The following is an 18,171-nucleotide window of genomic DNA, read 5'->3' as shown; positions in this document are numbered from 1 at the left end:
CCATTCAGACTTATCTCAGGGGGGATCCAACTACCCTGAGCGAGGTCATGGCAACCAACCGCGAAATGGGAATCAGGGGAGAAGGGCTGGGGAAACGTCTCAAACTTCATCTAGACCTGGATCTAGAATGGCCCAAGCTGGTCGGCCCGAGTTGGCTAGACTCCGAACCTTCAGCCCATTGCTGGCCCACGTTTTGATGCCATGAGTTCTTCCGCCGAGCCTACTTGGGATGCCTTAGAGGTGGATCCCGCCCTGCTCACCCCCATGATGCAGCACTACGTAGAGCTGAAGCGGCAGTATCCCCACGCCATCTTGCTCTACCGCCTAGGGGATTTCTACGAGATGTTTTTCCAGGACGCGGAAGTGGTGTCGCGGGAGCTGGAGCTGGTGCTCACCGGGCGGGAGGCAGGGGCCATAGGACGGGTGCCCATGTGCGGGATCCCTTACCACGCCTTTGACCGCTATGCGGCTCAGTTGGTGGCCAAAGGCTATGCCCTGGCTGTTTGCGACCAGATGGAGCCGGCGGATCAGGCCAAAGGCTTGGTGCGGCGGGAAGTGACGCGGGTCATCACCCCCGGCACGGTCATCGAAGAGGAGCTGCTGCAGGCACGGCAAAACAACTACTTGGCCGCCGTGGTCCGCCTGAGAGGCTCCAAGCAAACCCCCTGGGGCCTGGCTTACGCCGACATTTCTACCGGCGAGTTCTGGGTCTGCCAGAGCGAGGGGCAAGAGCAGCTAGAACAGGAGCTGGCCCGGCTGCAGCCGGCGGAGATCCTGCTGCCCACCGAGGAAGGGCTGGGCCTGGGCTTAATTCGGCCTGGAGATCCCCAAGCTCCCCTGGGCCTGCCCGGCCAGTACACCTATACCCTGCGCCCGGTGGAGCCCTTTGAGCTGGCGGTGGCGCGAGAAAACTTGCTACAGACCTATGGCCTGCGCTCTTTGGAGGGCTTGGGCTGCGAGGGGCTGCCCCTGGCAATTCGGGCGGCGGGAGGGCTCTTGCACTACCTGGAGGAGACGCAAAAGAACCTGGTGCAGCCTTCTCCCCAGGGGGGCCATCCCCTCCTACGTCCCCCTCGCACCTACCAGTTGACGGATTACCTCATCTTGGATCCCCAAACCCGCCGCAACTTGGAGCTCACCCAGACCATCCGCGAGGGGGCCTTTGTCGGATCCCTGCTCTGGGTGCTGGATCACAGCCGCACCGCCATGGGAGGACGCACCCTGCGCCGTTGGCTGCTGCAGCCTTTGCGGGATCTTGAGCAAATCCGCCTCCGCCAGGACACCATCCAGGAGCTGTTGGAAAACCCCTCCCTGCGCACCCGCCTGGGATCCCTGCTGGACTCTCTCTATGACCTGGAGCGCTTGGCCAACCGCGTCGCCTCCGGCACCGCCAACCCGCGCGAGCTGGTGGCCCTGGGCTCCTCCTTGGGCAAACTGCCCCAACTGGCGGAGCTGGTGGCCGAAGCCAAGACCCCTCTCCTGCAGAGCTTGCAGCAGGTGGATCCCGCCCTGGTTGACCTGGGCCGCCGCATCGAGCACACCCTCCTGCCCTCCCCTCCCCCTGTGCTCACCGAAGGGGGGCTAATCCGGCCCGGCGTCGATCCGGAGCTGGACAGGCTGCGGCAGCAGGTGGAGCAAGACCGCCAGTGGATTGCCCAGTTGGAGAAAACCGAGCGCGAGCGCACTGGGATCCCCACCCTCAAAGTTGGCTTCAACAAGGCTTTCGGCTACTACATCAGCATCAGCCGCGCCAAGGCCCAGCAGGTGCCAAAAGACTACATCCGCAAGCAGACCCTGACTAACGAAGAGCGCTTCATCACCCCTGAGCTCAAGGAAAAAGAAGCCCGCGTCCTCACCGCTCAGACTGAGATCAACCAGCGGGAATACGAGCTGTTTGTGCAGCTGCGCCAAGAGGCAGGATCCCAAGCTGCCGCCATCCGCCAGGTGGCCCAGACCCTGGCCGCCGTCGATGCCCTCTTTGGCCTGGCCGAGGTGGCCGTGCAGCAGGGCTACACCCGTCCCGTGATCACGGAAGATCGCCGCCTAGTCATCGAGGAAGGGCGCCATCCGGTGGTGGAGAAGTCTTTGCCCCAGGGCCTATTTGTCCCCAACTCGGTGCGTCTGGGATCCCCCCACGGCCCGGATCTGATTGTCCTCACTGGCCCCAACATGTCGGGCAAATCCACCTATTTGCGGCAGATCGGGCTCATCCAGATCCTGGCCCAGATGGGCAGCTTTGTGCCGGCGCGGCGGGCGGAGCTGGGCCTCTGTGACCGCGTGTTTACCCGCATCGGCGCTGTCGATGACCTGGCCACGGGACAGTCCACCTTCATGGTGGAGATGAACGAGACGGCCAACATCCTCAACCACGCCGGCGAGCGCTCCCTGGTGCTTTTGGACGAGATTGGCCGCGGCACCGCCACCTTCGACGGCCTCTCCATTGCCTGGGCGGTGGCTGAGTACCTTGCCACCCAGGTGCGCGCCCGCACAATCTTTGCCACCCACTACCACGAGCTCAACCAACTGGAGACCCTGCTGCCCAACGTGGCCAACTTCCAGGTGGTGGTGAAAGAGCTGCCGGATCGCATCATCTTCCTGCACCAGGTGCAGCCCGGTGGGGCCGACCGCTCCTACGGCATCGAGGTAGGACGCATGGCCGGCCTGCCCCAGCCGGTGATCGAGCGGGCCAAGCAGGTGCTGGCCCTAGTGGAACAACACAGCCGCATTGGCCTGGGCCTGCGCAGCCAAGGGAAAAGCCGCCTTTCCCCCAAGAAAAAACAGGCTGAACAACACCCTGAACCCCTCGAGATCCGCAACCCCGCCCCGGCGGAGCAACTGTCTCTAATCCCGGGCTCCCTCTTTTCCGAGGAGCCTTAGGGCTCTACCCTCGCTCCGGCTCCCGCTCTTGCAGCCCCAAGCTGGCAGCCAGCACCTCCAGCTCATCCCGCTGCCCCTCCACCCACAGCAGGGATCCAGGGGGTGGGTCAGCCTCTTGCAGCTTCAGGCGAAGCCGCTCCAGTCGGTAGTTGCGCCGCCAGTAGTACCAGCCCGCCCAGGGAGCGGCCAGCACCAGCGTCCAGGGCCAGGCTCTCCAGCTCGGCTCCAGCAGGGACAGCACCAGAGCCAGACAGGCCAGACCCACTCCTGCTAGCCCTGTCAAAAAAACAGCCAACCCAACGCTGGGCCGGGCCTGACCGACAAAGGTGGCGATCCCCTCGGCATCGGCAAACTGCAAGCGATAGGCCCGCCCTTCCAGGTGCTTTCGGAGAAGGGATCCCATTTCCTCCAGACTGCGGCTGCTAGAATAGAAGCGGGTTTCGCTGCGATCTCTACCTGAGGCTCGCAGAAAAAAGAATAGGCCGATCCCCAGAAGCAGCGTCAGCGCTAGGGTAGAAATGGCCTCTCCCTTCAGGGAGAGAGGGAGTGATGTAGCTACCCAGTTCATAGGGATGACAGGAACGAACCCCATCTGGTCGGGCGGCTTGACCTGTAGCCTCTCCACCGTAGCAGGAAAGGGGCAGAAAAATAGCTCGTGGAAGTTGACCCTCTACCTCCTAGTTTAAGTTCTGCAGAGAGGTTGGTTGCCTCCGGCAGTAGCCACGCTTGGTAGATCCTACCTCGACGCAGGAGCAATGGCGCAGCAGCAAAAACCCTGCGCTTTCCAGCAACCGTGACGACGGCTCAGGGGGGAGAAATCTGCGCCCAATCTCATGCAGCTAAGCTGAGAGAGGCAACTATAATTAAGTTAAAGTTATGATAAGGGGCTTACACTTCGCCAGCAGGTGGCTTCCTTCGTGGCTATCTCAGCTGTTCCCTACCGAGGGCAGGATTCCAGGGTTGGACTTAGCCAGAGGAGAGTGTTGTCTCCGCGGGGATGATGACAGCGCACAGCCACTGTCCTTGGGGAACCCTCAACTTAGCCCCCTCTTCAATGTTAGTCCAGCTGCTTGACTGTCTCTGTTGCTATTTCACTCAGTAGCACTTACATGTCTATCTACGAACCTGAAGCCAACGACACTTTGTTTGAAACCCCAACCGACCTCCTCGACCTGACGGAGGAGGAAGAGGCGGAGTTTGCCGAAAGCGAGTACGCCGAAGAGGGGCCAGCTCGACCCTCCACCGACCTGGTGCGCCTTTACCTCCAGGAGATTGGACGTGTTCCCCTCTTGGGACGAGACGAGGAGGTGGCGCTGGCCCAAAAAGTCCAAGACTACATGAAGCTCTTGGATGTGCGCCTGCGTTTGCAGAAAGAGCTGGGGCGGGAGCCTACTCTGGCAGAATGGGTGGCTAGGGCCAACCAGTTCCCCGAGTGGGCCAACCTTACGCCTGAAAAGCTGCAACAGATCCAGCGCATCGGCAAGCGGGCCAAGGAGCAGATGATCAAGGCCAACCTGCGCCTGGTGGTGTCGGTGGCGAAAAAATACCAAAACCGCGGCCTGGAGCTGCTGGATTTGATCCAGGAGGGCACGCTGGGCCTGGAGCGAGCAGTGGAGAAGTTTGACCCCAAAAAGGGTTACCGCTTCAGCACCTACGCCTACTGGTGGATCCGGCAGGGGATCACCCGGGCTATCGCCACCCAAAGCCGCACCATCCGCTTGCCTGTCCACATAACCGAGAAGCTAAACAAGATCAAAAAGGCCCAGCGCAAGCTTTCCCAGGAAAAAGGCCGTACCCCCACCATTGAGGACATTGCTTCCGAGCTGGAGATGACCGTGCCCCAGGTCAGGGAGCTGCTGGTGCGGGTGCCGCGCTCGGTTTCTCTAGAAACCAAGGTGGGCAAAGACAAGGACACCGAGCTAGGGGATCTGCTAGAGACCGATGACATCTCTCCCGAAGAGATGATGATGCGCGAGGCCCTCCAGCGCGATCTGCAGCAGCTGTTGGAGGATCTCACCAGCCGCGAGCGGGATGTGATTCGCATGCGCTTTGGGCTGGGGGATGGTCGCACCTACTCGCTAGCGGAAATTGGCCGCGCTTTGGATCTATCGCGGGAGCGGGTACGGCAAATCGAGGCCAAAGCCTTGCAGAAGCTGCGGCAGCCTAAGCGGCGCAACCGGGTACGCGATTACCTGGAGGCCATCAATTAGGGGCGAGCAAGCCGCCTCCAGATCTGGAGGGCTAGCCCCTCCACCTCTGGGATCCGCAGATACAGAGCTCCAGCTACCACTAGGCTTAGGCCCAGGCCACCGGCCAGCCCAGCCCAGACAAGGGCGGTGAGCAGGGGAGACCCCAAGATCTCGTAGGCGCGTAGCTGCATCCACAGCCAGTGGCTAAGCCCACCAGCTAGGACGGTGATCCCCAGCAGGGGCAGTAGGGCTTGTCCCATCTCTTGCCAGGGGATCCCTGGCAGGCGCTGGTGAAGGCAGATCCCCAGTCCAATCAGGGCTACTAGGTTAACCCCTGCTGTGGCCAGGGCAATGCCTGGTGCCCCAAAGACCTGTAGAAATAGGAAGTCCAGAAGGGCGTTGAGGCCAATGGCTAGGCCACTGATGCGCAGGGGCGTGGTTCCGTCCTCCAGAGCGTAAAAGATGCGCACCAGCACATCCCGCAGCAGGTAAAGGCTCATCCCCAGGCCATAGGCCATCAGCAGAGCCGCCACCTCCTGGGTTGCCTCCGCCGTAAAGCGACCCCGTTGGTAGGCCACCTGGACAATGGGTTCGGCCAAGGCCACCAACAGCATGGCAAGGGGCAGGGTGAGGATGGCGGTCACCATCAACCCTTGCCGGATGCGCCGGCACAGCTCGGGCCAGCGGTCTCTCTCTCCTGCTAGTTGGGCATAGAGGGGCATCAAAGGCACCAGCACCATGTTGGAAAGGATCCCCAGGGGGGTTTGCACCAAAAGCTGGGCGTAGCCCAAGTTGCCGATGGTGCGATCCCCGGGCACAAAGGAGGCAAAAAAGAGATCCACGTAGACATTGATGTGGATCATGCCAGAGGAGATGACCGCTGGCAGCATGAGCAGGCCCACGGCTCGCACCTGCGGGGATCCCCACTCAAAGCGCAGCCGCAGCCGCCCCAGCCCCAGCCGCTGCTGCAACGGTACCTGAGCCAACCACTGGGCAATGGCCCCGACAAGTACGCCCCAGGCCAGCAAGGTTGGGATCCCTGTCCACCCCAAGCTAAGCAGGATCCCGATGACTGCCAGGCTGGAGATCAGGGGGCTGAGGGCAGGCAAGAGGTAGTGCTCGGCCGCATTGAGTGCCCCAAAGCCAATGCCAATCCACCCCGAGAGCAAGGCCAGCGGCGCCATGATCCGCAGTTGCTGGGCAGCAAGGGCATGAACTGCAGGGCTGGATCCCGGCGCCGTCAGGCGCACTACCCAGTCTGCTCCCCACCATAGGCCCAAGGTCACGGTTAAGAGAAGACAGCCCACCAAGGTGGAGATTGACTCCAGCCAGCGGGCTGCTGCTTCTCCTGAGAGCTGCTGCTTTTTAAGAATGCTGACGATGGCACTGTGAAAAGGACCGTTGATCCCGCCCAGCAGGATCAACAAGAAACCGGGCAGGACATAGGCCACCCCAAAGGCACTGTACTCCAGCCCCGAGCCGTAGATTGCCGCAATCAGAGCCTGCCGGACAAACCCCATACCCTTGCTGAGCAGGGTAGCACCAGCCACTAGCCCCGCTACTGAGAGCAAGGAACGGTGAGAGGAAGAGCCCCCTGGGATCCCTTCCTTCATGCCCTAGCTCCCCACCGCCGCCTTGGCAGGGGGCAACTGGCGAGATGCTGCCGTCCCTTCCTTCTCGAAATCCACCCGCAAGCTCACAGCCGCTACCCCCCTCGTTCGGCATAGGGCAGCACTATTATCCCGCATTCTCCTGACCTGTGGAGGGAGGTCGAGGAAGAGCTCAGGCCAGGAGTTGTCGCTCCTGCTCCAGTTGCTGCAACAGATGCTCATCCCCGCGGGCCTGGGCGGAACGGATGCGCTCCTGCAGCCGGCGCAGCAGATTCTGCCGATGGGTTTCCATATGCGGGGAGATAGTTGCCGGCGCCCTGCTCGCTGTCTTCGCCACTGGGTTGAGGGCAAGGCCTCGATACGTCAGGGCAAAAGACTGTGGCAGCGCCACAGATGCCGATTGAGCTGGCCAGTCCCACGCTAGGCCCCGGTACCGCACTCGCACCGCCTGCCGCTGGCAGCTCGCGGGGGCAGAAGGGACAAAGACGTAGGCAATGCCGCGATAGGTCAGTTGCATATGAAGAGTCCCCCAAGTAGACGGCGGCCATCTGACGGGGAAAGCAACTTCCGTAGCCCGCTTCTCGGGAGCTGTAGGACAACAGCTTCAGCTTCCCTGGCGTGGCCCAGAGGGTAAAACCCAACTTCATTCTGTATCAGCTTTAACAAAATAAGCCTTTGGATGTCAACTTTAAAGCAGCTCGTCGATTAGCCGTAGCACCTGGTGCAAGTTAGTTCCGTCTTCCTTTCCACGTCTGAGGCTCACCTCCACCAACTGCTTGAGGGCAAGCAGCTTGAGGTTAGCCTCTACTGCTGCTGCCGCAATGGCCGGAGCTGCCGGCAAATAGCCGCTGGCCCCTAGATCCAAGAGGGCAGCCCGCCGCAGATGAACGTTGGGATGAGCCAGCAGCGACAGCAGAGGCTCAAGAAAAGTGGGATCTCCTGTCAAGCGGTAACAGGCCTGCCCTGCCGCACATTGCAAACGAAGGGAGGGGTGATCCCGGTAGAGGCGAATCGGCTCCAGGGCAGAAGACACCTGCAGTTGTCCAAGCGCTTCGATGAGGGCCTCTAAGGCAGCAAGGTTTTCGGTCTGGAGACCCTGCTCCGCGCGGCGCAGCCCCTGCAGCAATGCTCCTCCCAAGTCTTCAAGCTGGGCGGGATCCCGGTCGAGGAAGTTGGCCAGGGCAATCTCGACCAGCGCCTGGGCTGCTGCCGCCACCACTTGGCCGTCGGAGCAGCGCAAAGCCTCTTTTAGAGCCGGGATCGCCGCAGGGGATCCCAGCTTGCCCAGGGCGCGGGCGGCATTGCGCCGCAGCGGATATCCCCCCTGGGCCGTGCGATCGGTCTCATCGGCCAGCGCCTCGATGAGGGCCGGGATCCCCTCTCTCACCCGCATGCGCCCCAGCCACCAAGCCGCGTAGTAGCGTTCTCCCGGATCCCCGTATCGCAGCTTGGCAATTTGCCCAGCCGGGGTGAGATCCGCCGACGGATAGGAGTCTGGAGGAGCTACTGGGCTCAAGGAGTCCACAGGCCAAAACTCCAACAGCTAGGCGCTGCGGACGCTGACAATCTTGGCGCCCGCTTTGAGAAGTCGCTGCATTGTTGCCGAGAGTTGATCGGCAGAAACGAAGATCTGCTGGTTGGATTTGCGCACGCGGCTAGAAGTCGCTAGGGCCGAGGGTGGGTTGAGCAGCCGCGTTACCTCAATGCAAAACATGCGGTCAGACTGACCCGTGGGCGGCCCCAAGTGCTTGGAAATGGGGCTGGGTGGCAGCAGTCCTCGTACCCCAATGCGGCGAATAGCTGGGGTAAACCCAGTGGCCAGGGGAATCATCAGGCGCGGCCTCCGCCCCTGGGAGCGGTCGTTGTTGGCATAGCCTCCGTAAAGAGCAAAGAGGTTGGTAAAGTCGCGGGTGGTGTGGGCCTTGCGGTATTCAAAGCCGCGTGGATGAGGAACAATGTTATCGCCGAACGCTTCTAGGTATTCTGGGCTGTCAATGTAGGAGTCAATCTCCGCGCTGTGGCCTCCCGAGTGATAGATATCTAGGTGGCGGGCAATGTCTTTTGAACTGGTGGGAGCTCGCCCCAAGAGATGCTTAAAGTTAAGCTCGATGGCGCGGGTTTGCGAGTTGGGGTAGAGAAACCGCCGCTTGTAGGCTTCCGACTTGGCAAGCAAACGCACAAATTCTCGCACCGTCAAGCTGCCCTGGCGCAGCAACGATTCCGCACTGGCCAGCTCCTTCCTGTCGGAGGCAAATAAGTGATCGTTGCCCAAAACCTGGCGATAGATAGCCCGCAGGATGGCGTTGAGCTGCTCCTGGCTGGCATTGGGGCGCAACTCTAAAGGAGTTGTCTCTGTGATGGCCCGGATCCCCATCCGGCTTGCCGCTGTAATTCCGCTCATGCTAACTCCTCAAATCCGACAAACCAGCTAGACCAACTTTGAAACTGAAAGATTTACCCCCTCAAGATCTCCTCCCTGCAGAGCCACGGGCACTGCAGCCTACGGAGAGGGATCCCCTTCACCCCGGGGATCCCTACTGCCTTGAACCCAGCTTTGGGGTTAAGAACTAGCTGAGCGCGTTGATGGCGTAGTCAATATAGGCGTTGGCTTCAGTGGCTGCTTGCCCGGTCAGGCCATGGTTGGCCTTGATGTAGCGTAGGGCTTCAATGTACCAACTGGGAGAGAGTTCAAAAGCAGCATTGATCTCTCGGATCCCGGCCAGCATACATTCGTCCAGGGGGCCAGTGCCACCGGTAACCAAGCAGTAGGTGATATAGCGCAGATAGTGGCGCACGTCGCGGGCACACTTGTCTTTACCCGCCTGGGTGTAGCATTGTCCCCCTGGCTGAGTGGTGTAGGGGAACTTGGCATAAACGGCCTCAGTGGCACCGCGCACCAGCTCCTCGGCACGGCTGCTCAGGACGCGAGCTGCTTCCATGCTAGCGGCTGCCCGCTGAAAACGGCCGCTGATGGCTTGCAATTCGCTGTTACTGAGATAGCGTCCTTGGCTATCGGCAGTGGCAATGGCATCAACAATTGGGGTTTGCATGACTCAAAACGCTCCTTTACCTCAGCTCAAGTCAAGGCAACAATACAAAGGATTCAAAGCTTAGCTTGCAAATAGCTGCGGAATACTAGACCACTGCAGCAGCGGCGCGATCGAAGTAGGACTCGATTTCGGCAATCAAAGCACTGCAGTCACCGCGCGTAATGCCATTGGGATCATTGACCACTGCCACTGCCGCCTTTTTCATCTTCTGGATGCCATTGGCCACAGAGCTGCCAGGGGTGCCAAGAGCTTGGTAGGTTTCCCGCAAGCCATTCAGGCAGCGCTCATCCAGGACGCTCGGGTCTCCAGCCGCCACGGCGTAGGTGATGTAGCGGAGGATGATGTCCATATCCCGCAAGCAGGCAGCCACGTTGCGGCTTGGATAGGCAGGGCCGCCAGGAGCATTCAAATTAGGCTCCTCAGCAAACAATTCGCGGACAGCATCGGTCACGATTTTGGAGGCGTTGCTGGTGATGCGGTTCACTGCGTCCAAACGCTTGTTTCCGTCAGCAATCACCTGCTGCAGTGCCGCAAACTCGTTTTCTCCCAGGAAAGCGCCTTTGGCATCAGCTTGGGCAACAACTTTGCTAAATACGTCGTTCATGGTTCTCAATCTCCTAGCGAAAGCAAAAGAGGTTAAATCTCTACTAGAGGGCAAAAGCGCTCTACGAACCCAGCAGTCTTTTGCAGCTTCCCTACCGAAGAGCCCTGTTAGCGCAAATCTTTGCCCCAACAGAACCACCGCTAGGGATCCCCCCCACCTCACCTTGCCTAGCCAGCTTCAAGAATGAAGCCACTTGCTGGCAGACTGTGGGGAATCGGGGTGAAACAAGGATTTTTTGCTGCTGACACCCTGCACTGGGTAAGTGAGGAAAAGCCAGCTTGCCTTGCTTCCAGTTCTTACTTCTACCGCGAGGTCGGGGAGGGATTGAATCAAAAAATGTAAAGGGCCTTTACTAGATGCAAACAACCCCAGATCTGCTCCTAGTAGGCAACTCTGGCCTTTTTGTCCAAATCCTTTGGGGCCTTGGTTTTTACAAAAAACAATGCTACTTTACATGAGTTTACAATATCAGGAACGACGACAGCCTTGCTCATGGCTTTGCAGCCAACTTCTGTATCCAGGTAAACTTTCTCATAAAGTACACATAATTTAACACTTGTGTCAGTCTCCTAGGTAAGGCAAAGCTGAGAGAAAATCTGAGCAGGCTTTCACCGGGAAAACGCGGCCCGGAAAACCCCAGACTTAGCCGTGTAGTGGCCCCTACTCTGGCTTTGAGGCTATGGCGATCCAGTTGCAGCCCACCTTCTCTTCCGAGCTGCTGCAAATGGCGCGGTGGCTAGCGGGAGACTTCAGCAACCAAGAGCAAGCCTGGGAGAACCCGCCTTTTTTTGCCTCCATCCGGGTGGCTTATCGCCCCTTGCCAGCCGGTGTGTTGGCAGGGATCGGCTTTTATGTGGAGCAGGCCTACAGCGGCCATCTGGAGGAGCCCTATCGTCAGGCGGTGGTGGAGCTTACCCAAGTAGGGGACGGGATCGTGATTCGCAACTACCGTCCTCTGGAGCCCCAGCGGTGGCGGGGCTGTGCCCGCGAAAGAGCCGGGCAGCTCAGCCAATTGAGCCCTGCGGATCTGGCCTACCTGCCGGGGTGTGATGTGCATGTGAAGAGGCAGGGATCCCACTTTGTCGGCACCACAGAGCCGGGGTGTCGCTGTTGGGTAGTGCGCAACGGCCAAACCACCTATTTGCAGACCACGCTGCAGTTGAGCGAAAGCGAGTTCTGCAGCCACGACCGAGGCATGGATCCAGTTACCCACCGCCAGGTGTGGGGGGCATTGGCAGGCCCTTTTCGCTTTCGCAAAGTTGTCGATTGGCAGAGGGAGCTGCTGCAGTAGGAGGCGCTGCAGGCAAAAATGATACGGTTGAAGAAGTGACCTAGCCCACAGCAGGGATCCTCCTTCCTAGCTGCTTGGCTGGGCTACCACAAGTGGGGGAATGACCGACTCCATGCAAGAGGAACAGGACATCCTGCGCCAACAGCTGCTCACCCTTCAGGAAGAAGCACTTGCCCAAGTGGCCCAGGCTGCCGAGCTAGACGCCCTGGAGCAAATCCGCATCGACTACCTGGGCAAGAAGGGAAAGCTCTCCAAGATCTTGGGGGGAATGGGGAAGCTGCCGCCGGAAGCAAGGCCAGCTATCGGAGCTTTGGCCAACAGCTTCAAAGAGGCCCTGCAATCCAGCCTGGAGGAGCGCAAACGGACCCTAGCTGAAGCCAAGCTCCAAGCCCGCCTAGAAGCAGAGCGTTTGGATGTCACTATGCCGGGGCCGCGCCGGCCGCTGGGCCGGGTTCACCCGCTGCAGGCCACCATTGACCGCATGCTCGACATCTTTGTGGGAATGGGCTATACGGTAGTCCATGGCCCGGAGATCGAGACGGAGTACTACAACTTCGAAGCCCTCAACACCCCTGCCGACCACCCGGCGCGGGACATGCAGGATACCCTCTATCTAGAAAAGGGTTATCTGATGCGCACCCAAACTTCTTCGGTGCAGGTGCGCTACATGGAGCAACACCAGCCGCCTCTGCGCATTGTCCACGCGGGACGGGTGATGCGCCGCGACAAGGTCGATGCCACCCACTCGGCCGTGTTTCACCAGGTGGAAATCTTGGCAGTAGGGGAAAACCTTACCTTCACTGACCTCAAGGGCACCCTCAAGGAGTTCGTGACTCGCCTGTTAGGCCAGCAGGAAACCCGCTTTCGGCCTAGCTACTTTCCCTTCACGGAGCCCTCGGCTGAAATGGACGTACGCTTTGGCTCCAAGTGGCTGGAGATTTTCGGCTGCGGCATGGTGGATCCCAATGTGTTTCAGGCAGTTGGCTATGACCCAGAGCGCTACACCGGCTTTGCGGCAGGGATCGGTGTCGAGCGGGTGGCCATGCTCCTGCACGGCGTTCAGGATATCCGGCTGTTCTACAGCAGCGACCTGCGCTTTCTGTCGCAATTCTAGAGCGGCTTAGGAAAAGGTGCGTTTGTAAACCAACTGCAGATGTTCCAGCTCGTCTTTGCGGTTGGCGCGGCGCAGCAAGCGCATCTGCTCTTCGAGAACTTGGCGGGCTTCGTTGCGGCTAATCGGGTCAAAGACCAATTCTTCCACAGCAGAGGGGTCGTCGTCAGCGGGGGGCTTGAAGTAGACCCGAAAAAACAGCCTTTGGGCATAAAGGGTGGTGAAGATGGCCTCCCCTTCGTTAACCTGACACAGGCCGTAGAGCAGACCAAATGTGGGGTGATTTAGATAGAACTCTTTCATGCGCAATAGCGTACCACTCTTGGGCCGCTCTTGGGGGAAGGAACTTGTTTCAAAGACAGCATCACCGGGGCTATAAGAAAGAGTTTTTCACGAGGAAGCCGTTATTGCCGCCGCTGTTCCTGCACCTTCTTCCTTATGGTGTCCAATTCTTTTTCCACTTCGAGCTGCATCTCCAGCCGCCGAAATTCCTCCTCCAACTTATCCTCAAACAGACTGCCCCAGGGGTTGAACTTCCGATCCGGCTCGCTGGCCTTCTGGGTTTGGGCGGCTTTGACTTCTTGCAGCTTGGTGCGCACCTCTTGGCGGCGCTGGGCAATTTGCGGCAGCAGAGCTTCCAGTTGCCGGATTCTCTCCTCCAGAGCCTTCCCTTGGTTGAATAACCGGCTCCCTTGCTCCAAAAGCTCGGCTTCCCGTCGGCGCGCTCCCTCAGCCAGATCCGGGCGGTTGGCCCGTTCGGCCTTTTCGATGCGAAAGTGCCAGGTCTTGATTTCCTCTGCCAACTGGAGAATGCTGCGCTGGAGAGCTTGCCGCTGGGCAAGGCTTTCCTGGAGCAGCTGCCGAGTTTCTTCTTCTTGCTGGCGCAATTCCTCGGCAAGGAGCTGCAGCTCAATCTCCGGATGGGCTCTGAGGAATTCCTCTAGGCGGGTTTCCAAAAACCGGCTGATATCTTCAATGAGTCCCATAAGTTTGCTAGAGGCTCAGGGGATTGTGTTTAGACTAGCGCAAGCTAGCTAGTCCTAGAGAGGAGGAAGCCGGCCAGTCCTCAAGAGCCCAATTGTTCAGGCAGGTCCAGGTCTAGGGCAGCAAATGTCCATCGGCAACGTGGATGAGGCGCTGGGCGGCCCGCGCCACCTCTAGGTCATGGGTAACTACGACGAGAGTAATGCCCTGGCTGTGGAGCTCAGCAAAAAGGCTGAGCACTTCCTGGGCGGTGCGCCTGTCCAGGGCGCCAGTCGGCTCATCGGCCAAAAGCAGTTGTGGCCGGTTAACAATGGCGCGGGCAATCGCCACCCTCTGCTGCTGGCCGCCAGAGAGCTGGGCTGGGCGCTGGTGGAGTTTACTTCCCAAGCCCACTTGTTCTAGAGCCTGTTTAGCTCGCCGGCGCTGTTCTGACTCGGGGATCCCGGCATAGGCCAGGGGCAGCATCACGTTCTCCAGGGCGGTTAAGACGGGCAGGAGGTGAAACTGCTGGAAGACAAAGCCAATTTTTTGGTTGCGAATCCGGGCCAGCTCCCCATCCGGCAGGGCAGAGACTTCCACGCCGTCTAGCCAGTAGCGCCCCGAGCTAGGCCGATCCAAGCAGCCCATGAGGTTCATCAGGGTGGACTTGCCGGAGCCCGAGGGTCCCATGATGGCGCAATACTCTCCCGGCCAGATTGTCAGGTTGATGTCGTAGAGAGCCTGGAAACTGCCCTCTAGCAGCGGGTAGACTTTGTTAACCCCCACCATTTGCACCAAGGGCAGGCGGGTTGGGGCCAGGGTCTCGGCGGGACGCTCCAGGGATCCAACCGCCCCCTGGCGACGATCTGCCCAGGGTTGTTGCTCGAGCATGGTTGACACCGCAACTGGCCCCATTCTAGCCGGCTTTTGGGCGGCGACTGCCCTGGGCACTAGCCGGAAGAGCAGATCTCCCGCGGTTGGTGATAGGGGCAGCTCCCCTGGGGATCTACCTGGAGGCGGTAGAGGGGGGAGCGCTCTTGATCGCAGCGAAGAACTTGGGTGTGGGCGGACAAGCTCTGGCGGGCAAAGCGGCAGCTCTGGCACCTCATGCCCCCGGCAGCGAAGACAGGGACGGGCTTGGGGCGCAGCACAAGGCCAGAGGAGGGGGCAACCTCCGCCGGCCGGATCAGCTCTCGCGGCGAAAGGCCGCGCAGCACCAGTTCGGATCCCTGCCAGCGAGCCTCCACCAAGCCGGTCTCAGCCCAGGCGGCCCAGCGAGGATCCTCGGTAATCTGGGGGGGTAGGCGCACCTGAACCCCGGCCAAGGAGCGAGGCGAGCCCTGTTCCTGCCAGATCTCCTCCACCTCCCCCTCGTAGCGCACGCCGGGATCCCTGAGGAACTCGGACGGTTTGACCAAGGTTTGCAGACGGCTGTCGACCAGCTCCAGCCAATGGCCAGGCCGGGGGCAGTGGACATGGTAACGGTTGCACAGCTCGGGCAGATCCGCCAGCTCCTGCGCTTGCTGGGGGCTGGCGTGCACCAAAACCACATGTTGGGGGCGAAAGGTGTGGACGATCTGGGCAAGATGCCCAACATCGTTGTGGCTGTGCCAGGCCAACCACTCCACTTCAATGCGGGAGCGCAGCGGCGCTGGCCACTGCTCCAACGGCGTAGCCAGCTCCACTTCCGGCAGCCGCAGCAGCAGGCAGGAGCGCTGCGGTTGGGCCAACAGGCGTAACCAGATGGGCTCCCAGGCCTCCGGATCGGCATCGGCGTCGCACAGCAACAGGCCCTGGGGCAAGGGATCCACCGCCGTAAGGGGCTGCACCCGCGGCTGCAGGCGGTCTTCCCAGAACAAGGGCTGGTAGGTGGCAAAATTGCGCACGGGCTCCGGCAGGTAGGGGAGCAAGCGTTCGTAGAGATCGCAGCCTGCAGCTAGGCCTGGCGCCACCCACACCGTCAGCTCCTGGGAAGCTTGGGTAAAGCGGTGGTGAGCTTTGAGGAGGAAAATCAACTCCTGGCCCAACCCCAGCACTGGCAGCGGGAACAGCACCGTCTGGCCTGCCGCCAAGGCGCCAAGCAGGCGCTCCACCAGGCGGTTTTCCAGATGGCGACGGGGTGGATGGCGAGTAGAGCCCAGGGAGGCCTCGATGAGCAGCACATCCGGCTGCCAATGGCGCAAGGCGCTCAGATCCAAGCCAGGGGCAAAGCGAGTTGAGGCCAGGGAACAGTCGCCAGTGTACAGGCAGGTTTGAGCTGGAGTAGTCTGGGTATTTTGCAACAGGGTTGCCGCTGCCCCCGGCAGGTGCCCGGCGGTAAAGAAGGTGAGCATCAAGTGAGGCAAGATCTCCCGCGCCTGGCCAAAAGGCAGCGCCCGAAAAGGAGGAAAGCGAATCTCCCGGTCGTAGTCTGGCCAGATGCCGCGCTCCCAGAGGCCGCTGGCCAAATGAGCCGTCACCGGGGTGGCGTAGATGGGCACCTGTGGGTAGCGGCGATAAAAGCCAGGTAGCCCCTGCACATGGTCAAAGTGGGCATGGCTGCAGATAACAGCATCGGGGATCCCTGGCAAGGCTTTGAGGAGAGCGGGAGCAGGCAAGCCACAATCGAGAAGCAAACGGTAGGATCCCATCTCCAGCCAGTAGGCACAGCCCTGCCAGCGGGGATCTGTGCCTAGGGGGAATAGTCGAAGGGGAGGTCTCTTTGACTCCACAGGTGCGTTGTCTTCGGTTGTCTTTTAGAAGAGCACGCTCAAGCTTTGCCAAACCCACGGAGAGCTTAGGTGGAGACCTCTGCTCTCCATCCGTCCATGGAGGCAGTCTCTGGCACTTCGCCCTATCGATAGCGCTATTGCTTCTCCAGTTCCAGCATAGCTTTTGGCCTCTGCCTGCCTCCAGCCAGCTAAGAGCTTCCACTTTAGGAGTTGGGGAGTGCATCTGAGATCTCTGCTGGCGCCGGGTTGCGGCTACCCAAGGCAAAGCCGGCAAAATCGTGGTCGTCCGGGCGCACCGTCAGGATCATCAGGTTGTAGAAGGCCCAGACCAGGCCAAACAGCAGCTCTAGCCAGGTTGGATCCCAGTTGCCAGCAAAGCGCAGGGATCCCACCCCCATTGCTGCTAGGGTCAACGCAATGGCCAAGGCCTGCGGGCCAAGAGAGAGTTGGGATGGCTGCTCGGGATAGGGAGGCACCCCCCGCATTGCCTGCACCAACGCCTGGATGGACTGGAAAAACTGGCTACCTGTCTGGCGTTCTGACTGCCACGCAGCCCCCCACCGAGAGGGAGGAAAGGCCAACAGCCAGCTGAGCCGCCCCAGCAGGGCATAGGGCAGAAACCAGGCAAAAAAAACCCTGTCAAAGGCCGGCACTGGCATCCAGCCCGTCCAGAGGAAGAGGATCGGCACCGCCAAATAAGCTAGCTCCGCCGCCCCTCCAGCGGCCCAGAGGGCCAGCCACAGGTACTGAAAGCGCTGCTGCTGGGTGGTCGGCTTGCCCCAGAAGGGATTTTCCCGCAAGGCCGAAAAAATGGCCAGCAGAGCCACGCGGCGGTTGCGCAAGGGCAACAAGGCACCAGTGACCTGGGCTTGGCGAGCCAGGTAGGACTGCCAGCCGCGACAGTGCATCTGACACCCCAACTGCACAGGACGGCGAATGTCGATGTGCGGGATCCCCTCCAGGGCCGCCCGCCGAATGAGACAGCCGGATCCCAATAGCGGCGCTGCCTGGTAGCCGTGGGATCCCACCGCCAGCAGTTGCTGCAGGGGGTGAACGGCCTGGGGCCGACCTAGGGTGCGCAGCATGGCCTGGACAAAGCCGGTTGAGTTGGCAATGGGGGCCCGCTCTGGAAAGTCGTAAAACAGAGGCAAAGTCTGCCACAAAAAGTCCGGCTCGACAAAATGGCCTGGCTGCAGTAGCAGCAGGTACTCTCCTTGCAGATGGCCGGATCCCAGCAGGTAGGCTAGCGGATCGGTCGTGGGGCTGGGGCAAGGCCAGTACTCGCAGGGAATGGCCTGCGCCACCTTGGCCATTTCCCTGTCTTCAACCCGATCCACGATGTGGACAAATAGCCGCTCCCAGGGGTAATCCAAGCGTAGGGCCGAGAGCACCGTCTGCCGAGTGGCCTCCAGAGAGTCCCGCTGACGTATGACCAGCACGTCCACCCGCGGCAGCTGAGAAAACGCCGGCTGCAGAACCTCGGGAGAGGGAAGGGTCTCGCTCGGCACCTGGGCGTAGCGGCTAAGGGTAAACCCCACTGCCGCCAGCCAGACATAGGCCTCCGCACCCCAAAACAAAAGGGATCCCAGACCGGTCAGCCCCTCGGTAATCCGCCAGTAAAGATAGGCCACCCCGGCAATGAGGTGCAGCAACCCCACCCAACGAAACAAATGCACCCGCACCCCCCTCAATCTCACATGCACTCTCCACATTGGGCACTGGGCCAAACTGGGATCCCTTCCCTTGCACAAGAGCAGGCTGGGGG

At 60.5% G+C, this 18,171-nt stretch carries 16 protein-coding genes; 4 read left to right on the top strand and 12 right to left on the bottom strand.

Annotated features, from left to right (window positions below; all coding sequences use genetic code 11):
- Positions 1 to 201: 201 nt before the first annotated feature.
- Complete coding sequence (gene mutS, locus NW812_RS03025; protein ID WP_414393964.1) at positions 202 to 2,877, top strand: DNA mismatch repair protein MutS; 2,676 nt, start codon at positions 202 to 204, stop codon at positions 2,875 to 2,877.
- Between the two features lie 4 nt (positions 2,878 to 2,881).
- Here mutS and NW812_RS03020 read toward each other — a convergent pair whose 3' ends face one another.
- Positions 2,882 to 3,445, bottom strand: coding sequence for a cofactor assembly of complex C subunit B (locus NW812_RS03020; RefSeq protein ID WP_414393962.1), 564 nt, complete (start codon positions 3,443 to 3,445; stop codon positions 2,882 to 2,884).
- A 541-nt stretch (positions 3,446 to 3,986) separates the two neighbouring features.
- Between NW812_RS03020 and sigC the strand changes: the two genes are divergently transcribed.
- On the top strand, positions 3,987 to 5,087 hold the full coding sequence (gene sigC / locus NW812_RS03015; RefSeq protein WP_414393961.1) for an RNA polymerase sigma factor SigC: 1,101 nt from the start codon (positions 3,987 to 3,989) through the stop codon (positions 5,085 to 5,087).
- Here sigC and murJ read toward each other — a convergent pair.
- The 6 genes from murJ to NW812_RS02985 all read right to left on the bottom strand — a co-directional run bounded on the left by murJ (position 5,084) and on the right by NW812_RS02985 (position 10,330).
- The gene (gene murJ / locus NW812_RS03010) at positions 5,084 to 6,679 is read right to left on the bottom strand and encodes a murein biosynthesis integral membrane protein MurJ (RefSeq protein ID WP_414393959.1); all 1,596 of its coding nucleotides are present in this window, start codon (positions 6,677 to 6,679) and stop codon (positions 5,084 to 5,086) included. The two genes, sigC and murJ, sit on opposite strands and share 4 nt — an antisense overlap.
- 169 nt (positions 6,680 to 6,848) lie before the next feature.
- Positions 6,849 to 7,193: a DUF4278 domain-containing protein gene (locus tag NW812_RS03005; protein WP_414393957.1), complete on the bottom strand. Its 345-nt coding sequence runs from the start codon at positions 7,191 to 7,193 to the stop codon at positions 6,849 to 6,851.
- A 171-nt stretch (positions 7,194 to 7,364) separates the two neighbouring features.
- Positions 7,365 to 8,201 (bottom strand): HEAT repeat domain-containing protein, encoded by an 837-nt coding sequence (locus NW812_RS03000; protein ID WP_414393956.1) that lies wholly within the window; start codon positions 8,199 to 8,201, stop codon positions 7,365 to 7,367.
- 18 nt (positions 8,202 to 8,219) lie between these two features.
- Positions 8,220 to 9,077, bottom strand: a complete 858-nt coding sequence (locus NW812_RS02995) for a phycobilisome rod-core linker polypeptide (RefSeq protein WP_414393954.1) — start codon at positions 9,075 to 9,077, stop codon at positions 8,220 to 8,222.
- A gap of 166 nt (positions 9,078 to 9,243) precedes the next feature.
- Entirely contained in the window at positions 9,244 to 9,726 is a 483-nt protein-coding gene (locus NW812_RS02990; RefSeq protein ID WP_414393953.1) for a phycocyanin subunit alpha, read from the bottom strand.
- 85 nt (positions 9,727 to 9,811) lie between these two features.
- Positions 9,812 to 10,330, bottom strand: a complete 519-nt coding sequence (locus NW812_RS02985) for a phycocyanin subunit beta (protein ID WP_414393951.1) — start codon at positions 10,328 to 10,330, stop codon at positions 9,812 to 9,814.
- A gap of 679 nt (positions 10,331 to 11,009) precedes the next feature.
- On the opposite strand from NW812_RS02985, the gene NW812_RS02980 reads away from it, so the two are divergent.
- Both NW812_RS02980 and pheS read left to right on the top strand, forming a co-directional pair.
- Entirely contained in the window at positions 11,010 to 11,621 is a 612-nt protein-coding gene (locus tag NW812_RS02980) for a chromophore lyase CpcT/CpeT (protein ID WP_414393949.1), read from the top strand.
- A 112-nt stretch (positions 11,622 to 11,733) separates the two neighbouring features.
- The gene (gene pheS / locus NW812_RS02975; RefSeq protein WP_414394371.1) at positions 11,734 to 12,735 is read left to right on the top strand and encodes a phenylalanine--tRNA ligase subunit alpha; all 1,002 of its coding nucleotides are present in this window, start codon (positions 11,734 to 11,736) and stop codon (positions 12,733 to 12,735) included.
- A gap of 6 nt (positions 12,736 to 12,741) precedes the next feature.
- Here the strand turns inward: pheS and NW812_RS02970 are convergent, their stop codons facing one another.
- The 5 genes from NW812_RS02970 to NW812_RS02950 all read right to left on the bottom strand — a co-directional run bounded on the left by NW812_RS02970 (position 12,742) and on the right by NW812_RS02950 (position 18,103).
- On the bottom strand, positions 12,742 to 13,035 hold the full coding sequence (locus NW812_RS02970) for a PipX family protein (protein WP_414393947.1): 294 nt from the start codon (positions 13,033 to 13,035) through the stop codon (positions 12,742 to 12,744).
- Positions 13,036 to 13,136: 101 nt separating this feature from the next.
- The gene (locus tag NW812_RS02965; protein ID WP_414393945.1) at positions 13,137 to 13,718 is read right to left on the bottom strand and encodes a TIGR04376 family protein; all 582 of its coding nucleotides are present in this window, start codon (positions 13,716 to 13,718) and stop codon (positions 13,137 to 13,139) included.
- A gap of 112 nt (positions 13,719 to 13,830) precedes the next feature.
- Complete coding sequence (locus NW812_RS02960; protein ID WP_414393944.1) at positions 13,831 to 14,586, bottom strand: ABC transporter ATP-binding protein; 756 nt, start codon at positions 14,584 to 14,586, stop codon at positions 13,831 to 13,833.
- Between the two features lie 59 nt (positions 14,587 to 14,645).
- On the bottom strand, positions 14,646 to 16,406 hold the full coding sequence (locus NW812_RS02955; protein ID WP_414393943.1) for an MBL fold metallo-hydrolase: 1,761 nt from the start codon (positions 16,404 to 16,406) through the stop codon (positions 14,646 to 14,648).
- Positions 16,407 to 16,609: 203 nt separating this feature from the next.
- The gene (locus tag NW812_RS02950; RefSeq protein WP_414393941.1) at positions 16,610 to 18,103 is read right to left on the bottom strand and encodes a cellulose synthase; all 1,494 of its coding nucleotides are present in this window, start codon (positions 18,101 to 18,103) and stop codon (positions 16,610 to 16,612) included.
- Between the last annotated feature and the right edge of the window lie 68 nt (positions 18,104 to 18,171).

This window comes from Synechococcus sp. O70.2 (assembly GCF_047462135.1).
Lineage (GTDB): Bacteria > Cyanobacteriota > Cyanobacteriia > Thermostichales > Thermostichaceae > Thermostichus.
This window is presented reverse-complemented; position numbering and strand designations above follow the sequence as displayed.

What these genes read in the sequence shown, in the direction of transcription:
- mutS (WP_414393964.1), top strand. Translation starts at nt 202, where the DNA reads ATGAGTTCTTCCGCCGAGCCTACTTGGGATGCCTTAGAGGTGGATCCC.
- NW812_RS03020 (WP_414393962.1), bottom strand. Translation starts at nt 3,445, where the DNA reads ATGAACTGGGTAGCTACATCACTCCCTCTCTCCCTGAAGGGAGAGGCC.
- sigC (WP_414393961.1), top strand. Translation starts at nt 3,987, where the DNA reads ATGTCTATCTACGAACCTGAAGCCAACGACACTTTGTTTGAAACCCCA.
- murJ (WP_414393959.1), bottom strand. Translation starts at nt 6,679, where the DNA reads ATGAAGGAAGGGATCCCAGGGGGCTCTTCCTCTCACCGTTCCTTGCTC.
- NW812_RS03005 (WP_414393957.1), bottom strand. Translation starts at nt 7,193, where the DNA reads ATGCAACTGACCTATCGCGGCATTGCCTACGTCTTTGTCCCTTCTGCC.
- NW812_RS02995 (WP_414393954.1), bottom strand. Translation starts at nt 9,077, where the DNA reads ATGAGCGGAATTACAGCGGCAAGCCGGATGGGGATCCGGGCCATCACA.
- NW812_RS02990 (WP_414393953.1), bottom strand. Translation starts at nt 9,726, where the DNA reads ATGCAAACCCCAATTGTTGATGCCATTGCCACTGCCGATAGCCAAGGA.
- NW812_RS02985 (WP_414393951.1), bottom strand. Translation starts at nt 10,330, where the DNA reads ATGAACGACGTATTTAGCAAAGTTGTTGCCCAAGCTGATGCCAAAGGC.
- NW812_RS02980 (WP_414393949.1), top strand. Translation starts at nt 11,010, where the DNA reads ATGGCGATCCAGTTGCAGCCCACCTTCTCTTCCGAGCTGCTGCAAATG.
- pheS (WP_414394371.1), top strand. Translation starts at nt 11,734, where the DNA reads ATGCAAGAGGAACAGGACATCCTGCGCCAACAGCTGCTCACCCTTCAG.
- NW812_RS02970 (WP_414393947.1), bottom strand. Translation starts at nt 13,035, where the DNA reads ATGAAAGAGTTCTATCTAAATCACCCCACATTTGGTCTGCTCTACGGC.
- NW812_RS02965 (WP_414393945.1), bottom strand. Translation starts at nt 13,718, where the DNA reads ATGGGACTCATTGAAGATATCAGCCGGTTTTTGGAAACCCGCCTAGAG.
- NW812_RS02960 (WP_414393944.1), bottom strand. Translation starts at nt 14,586, where the DNA reads ATGCTCGAGCAACAACCCTGGGCAGATCGTCGCCAGGGGGCGGTTGGA.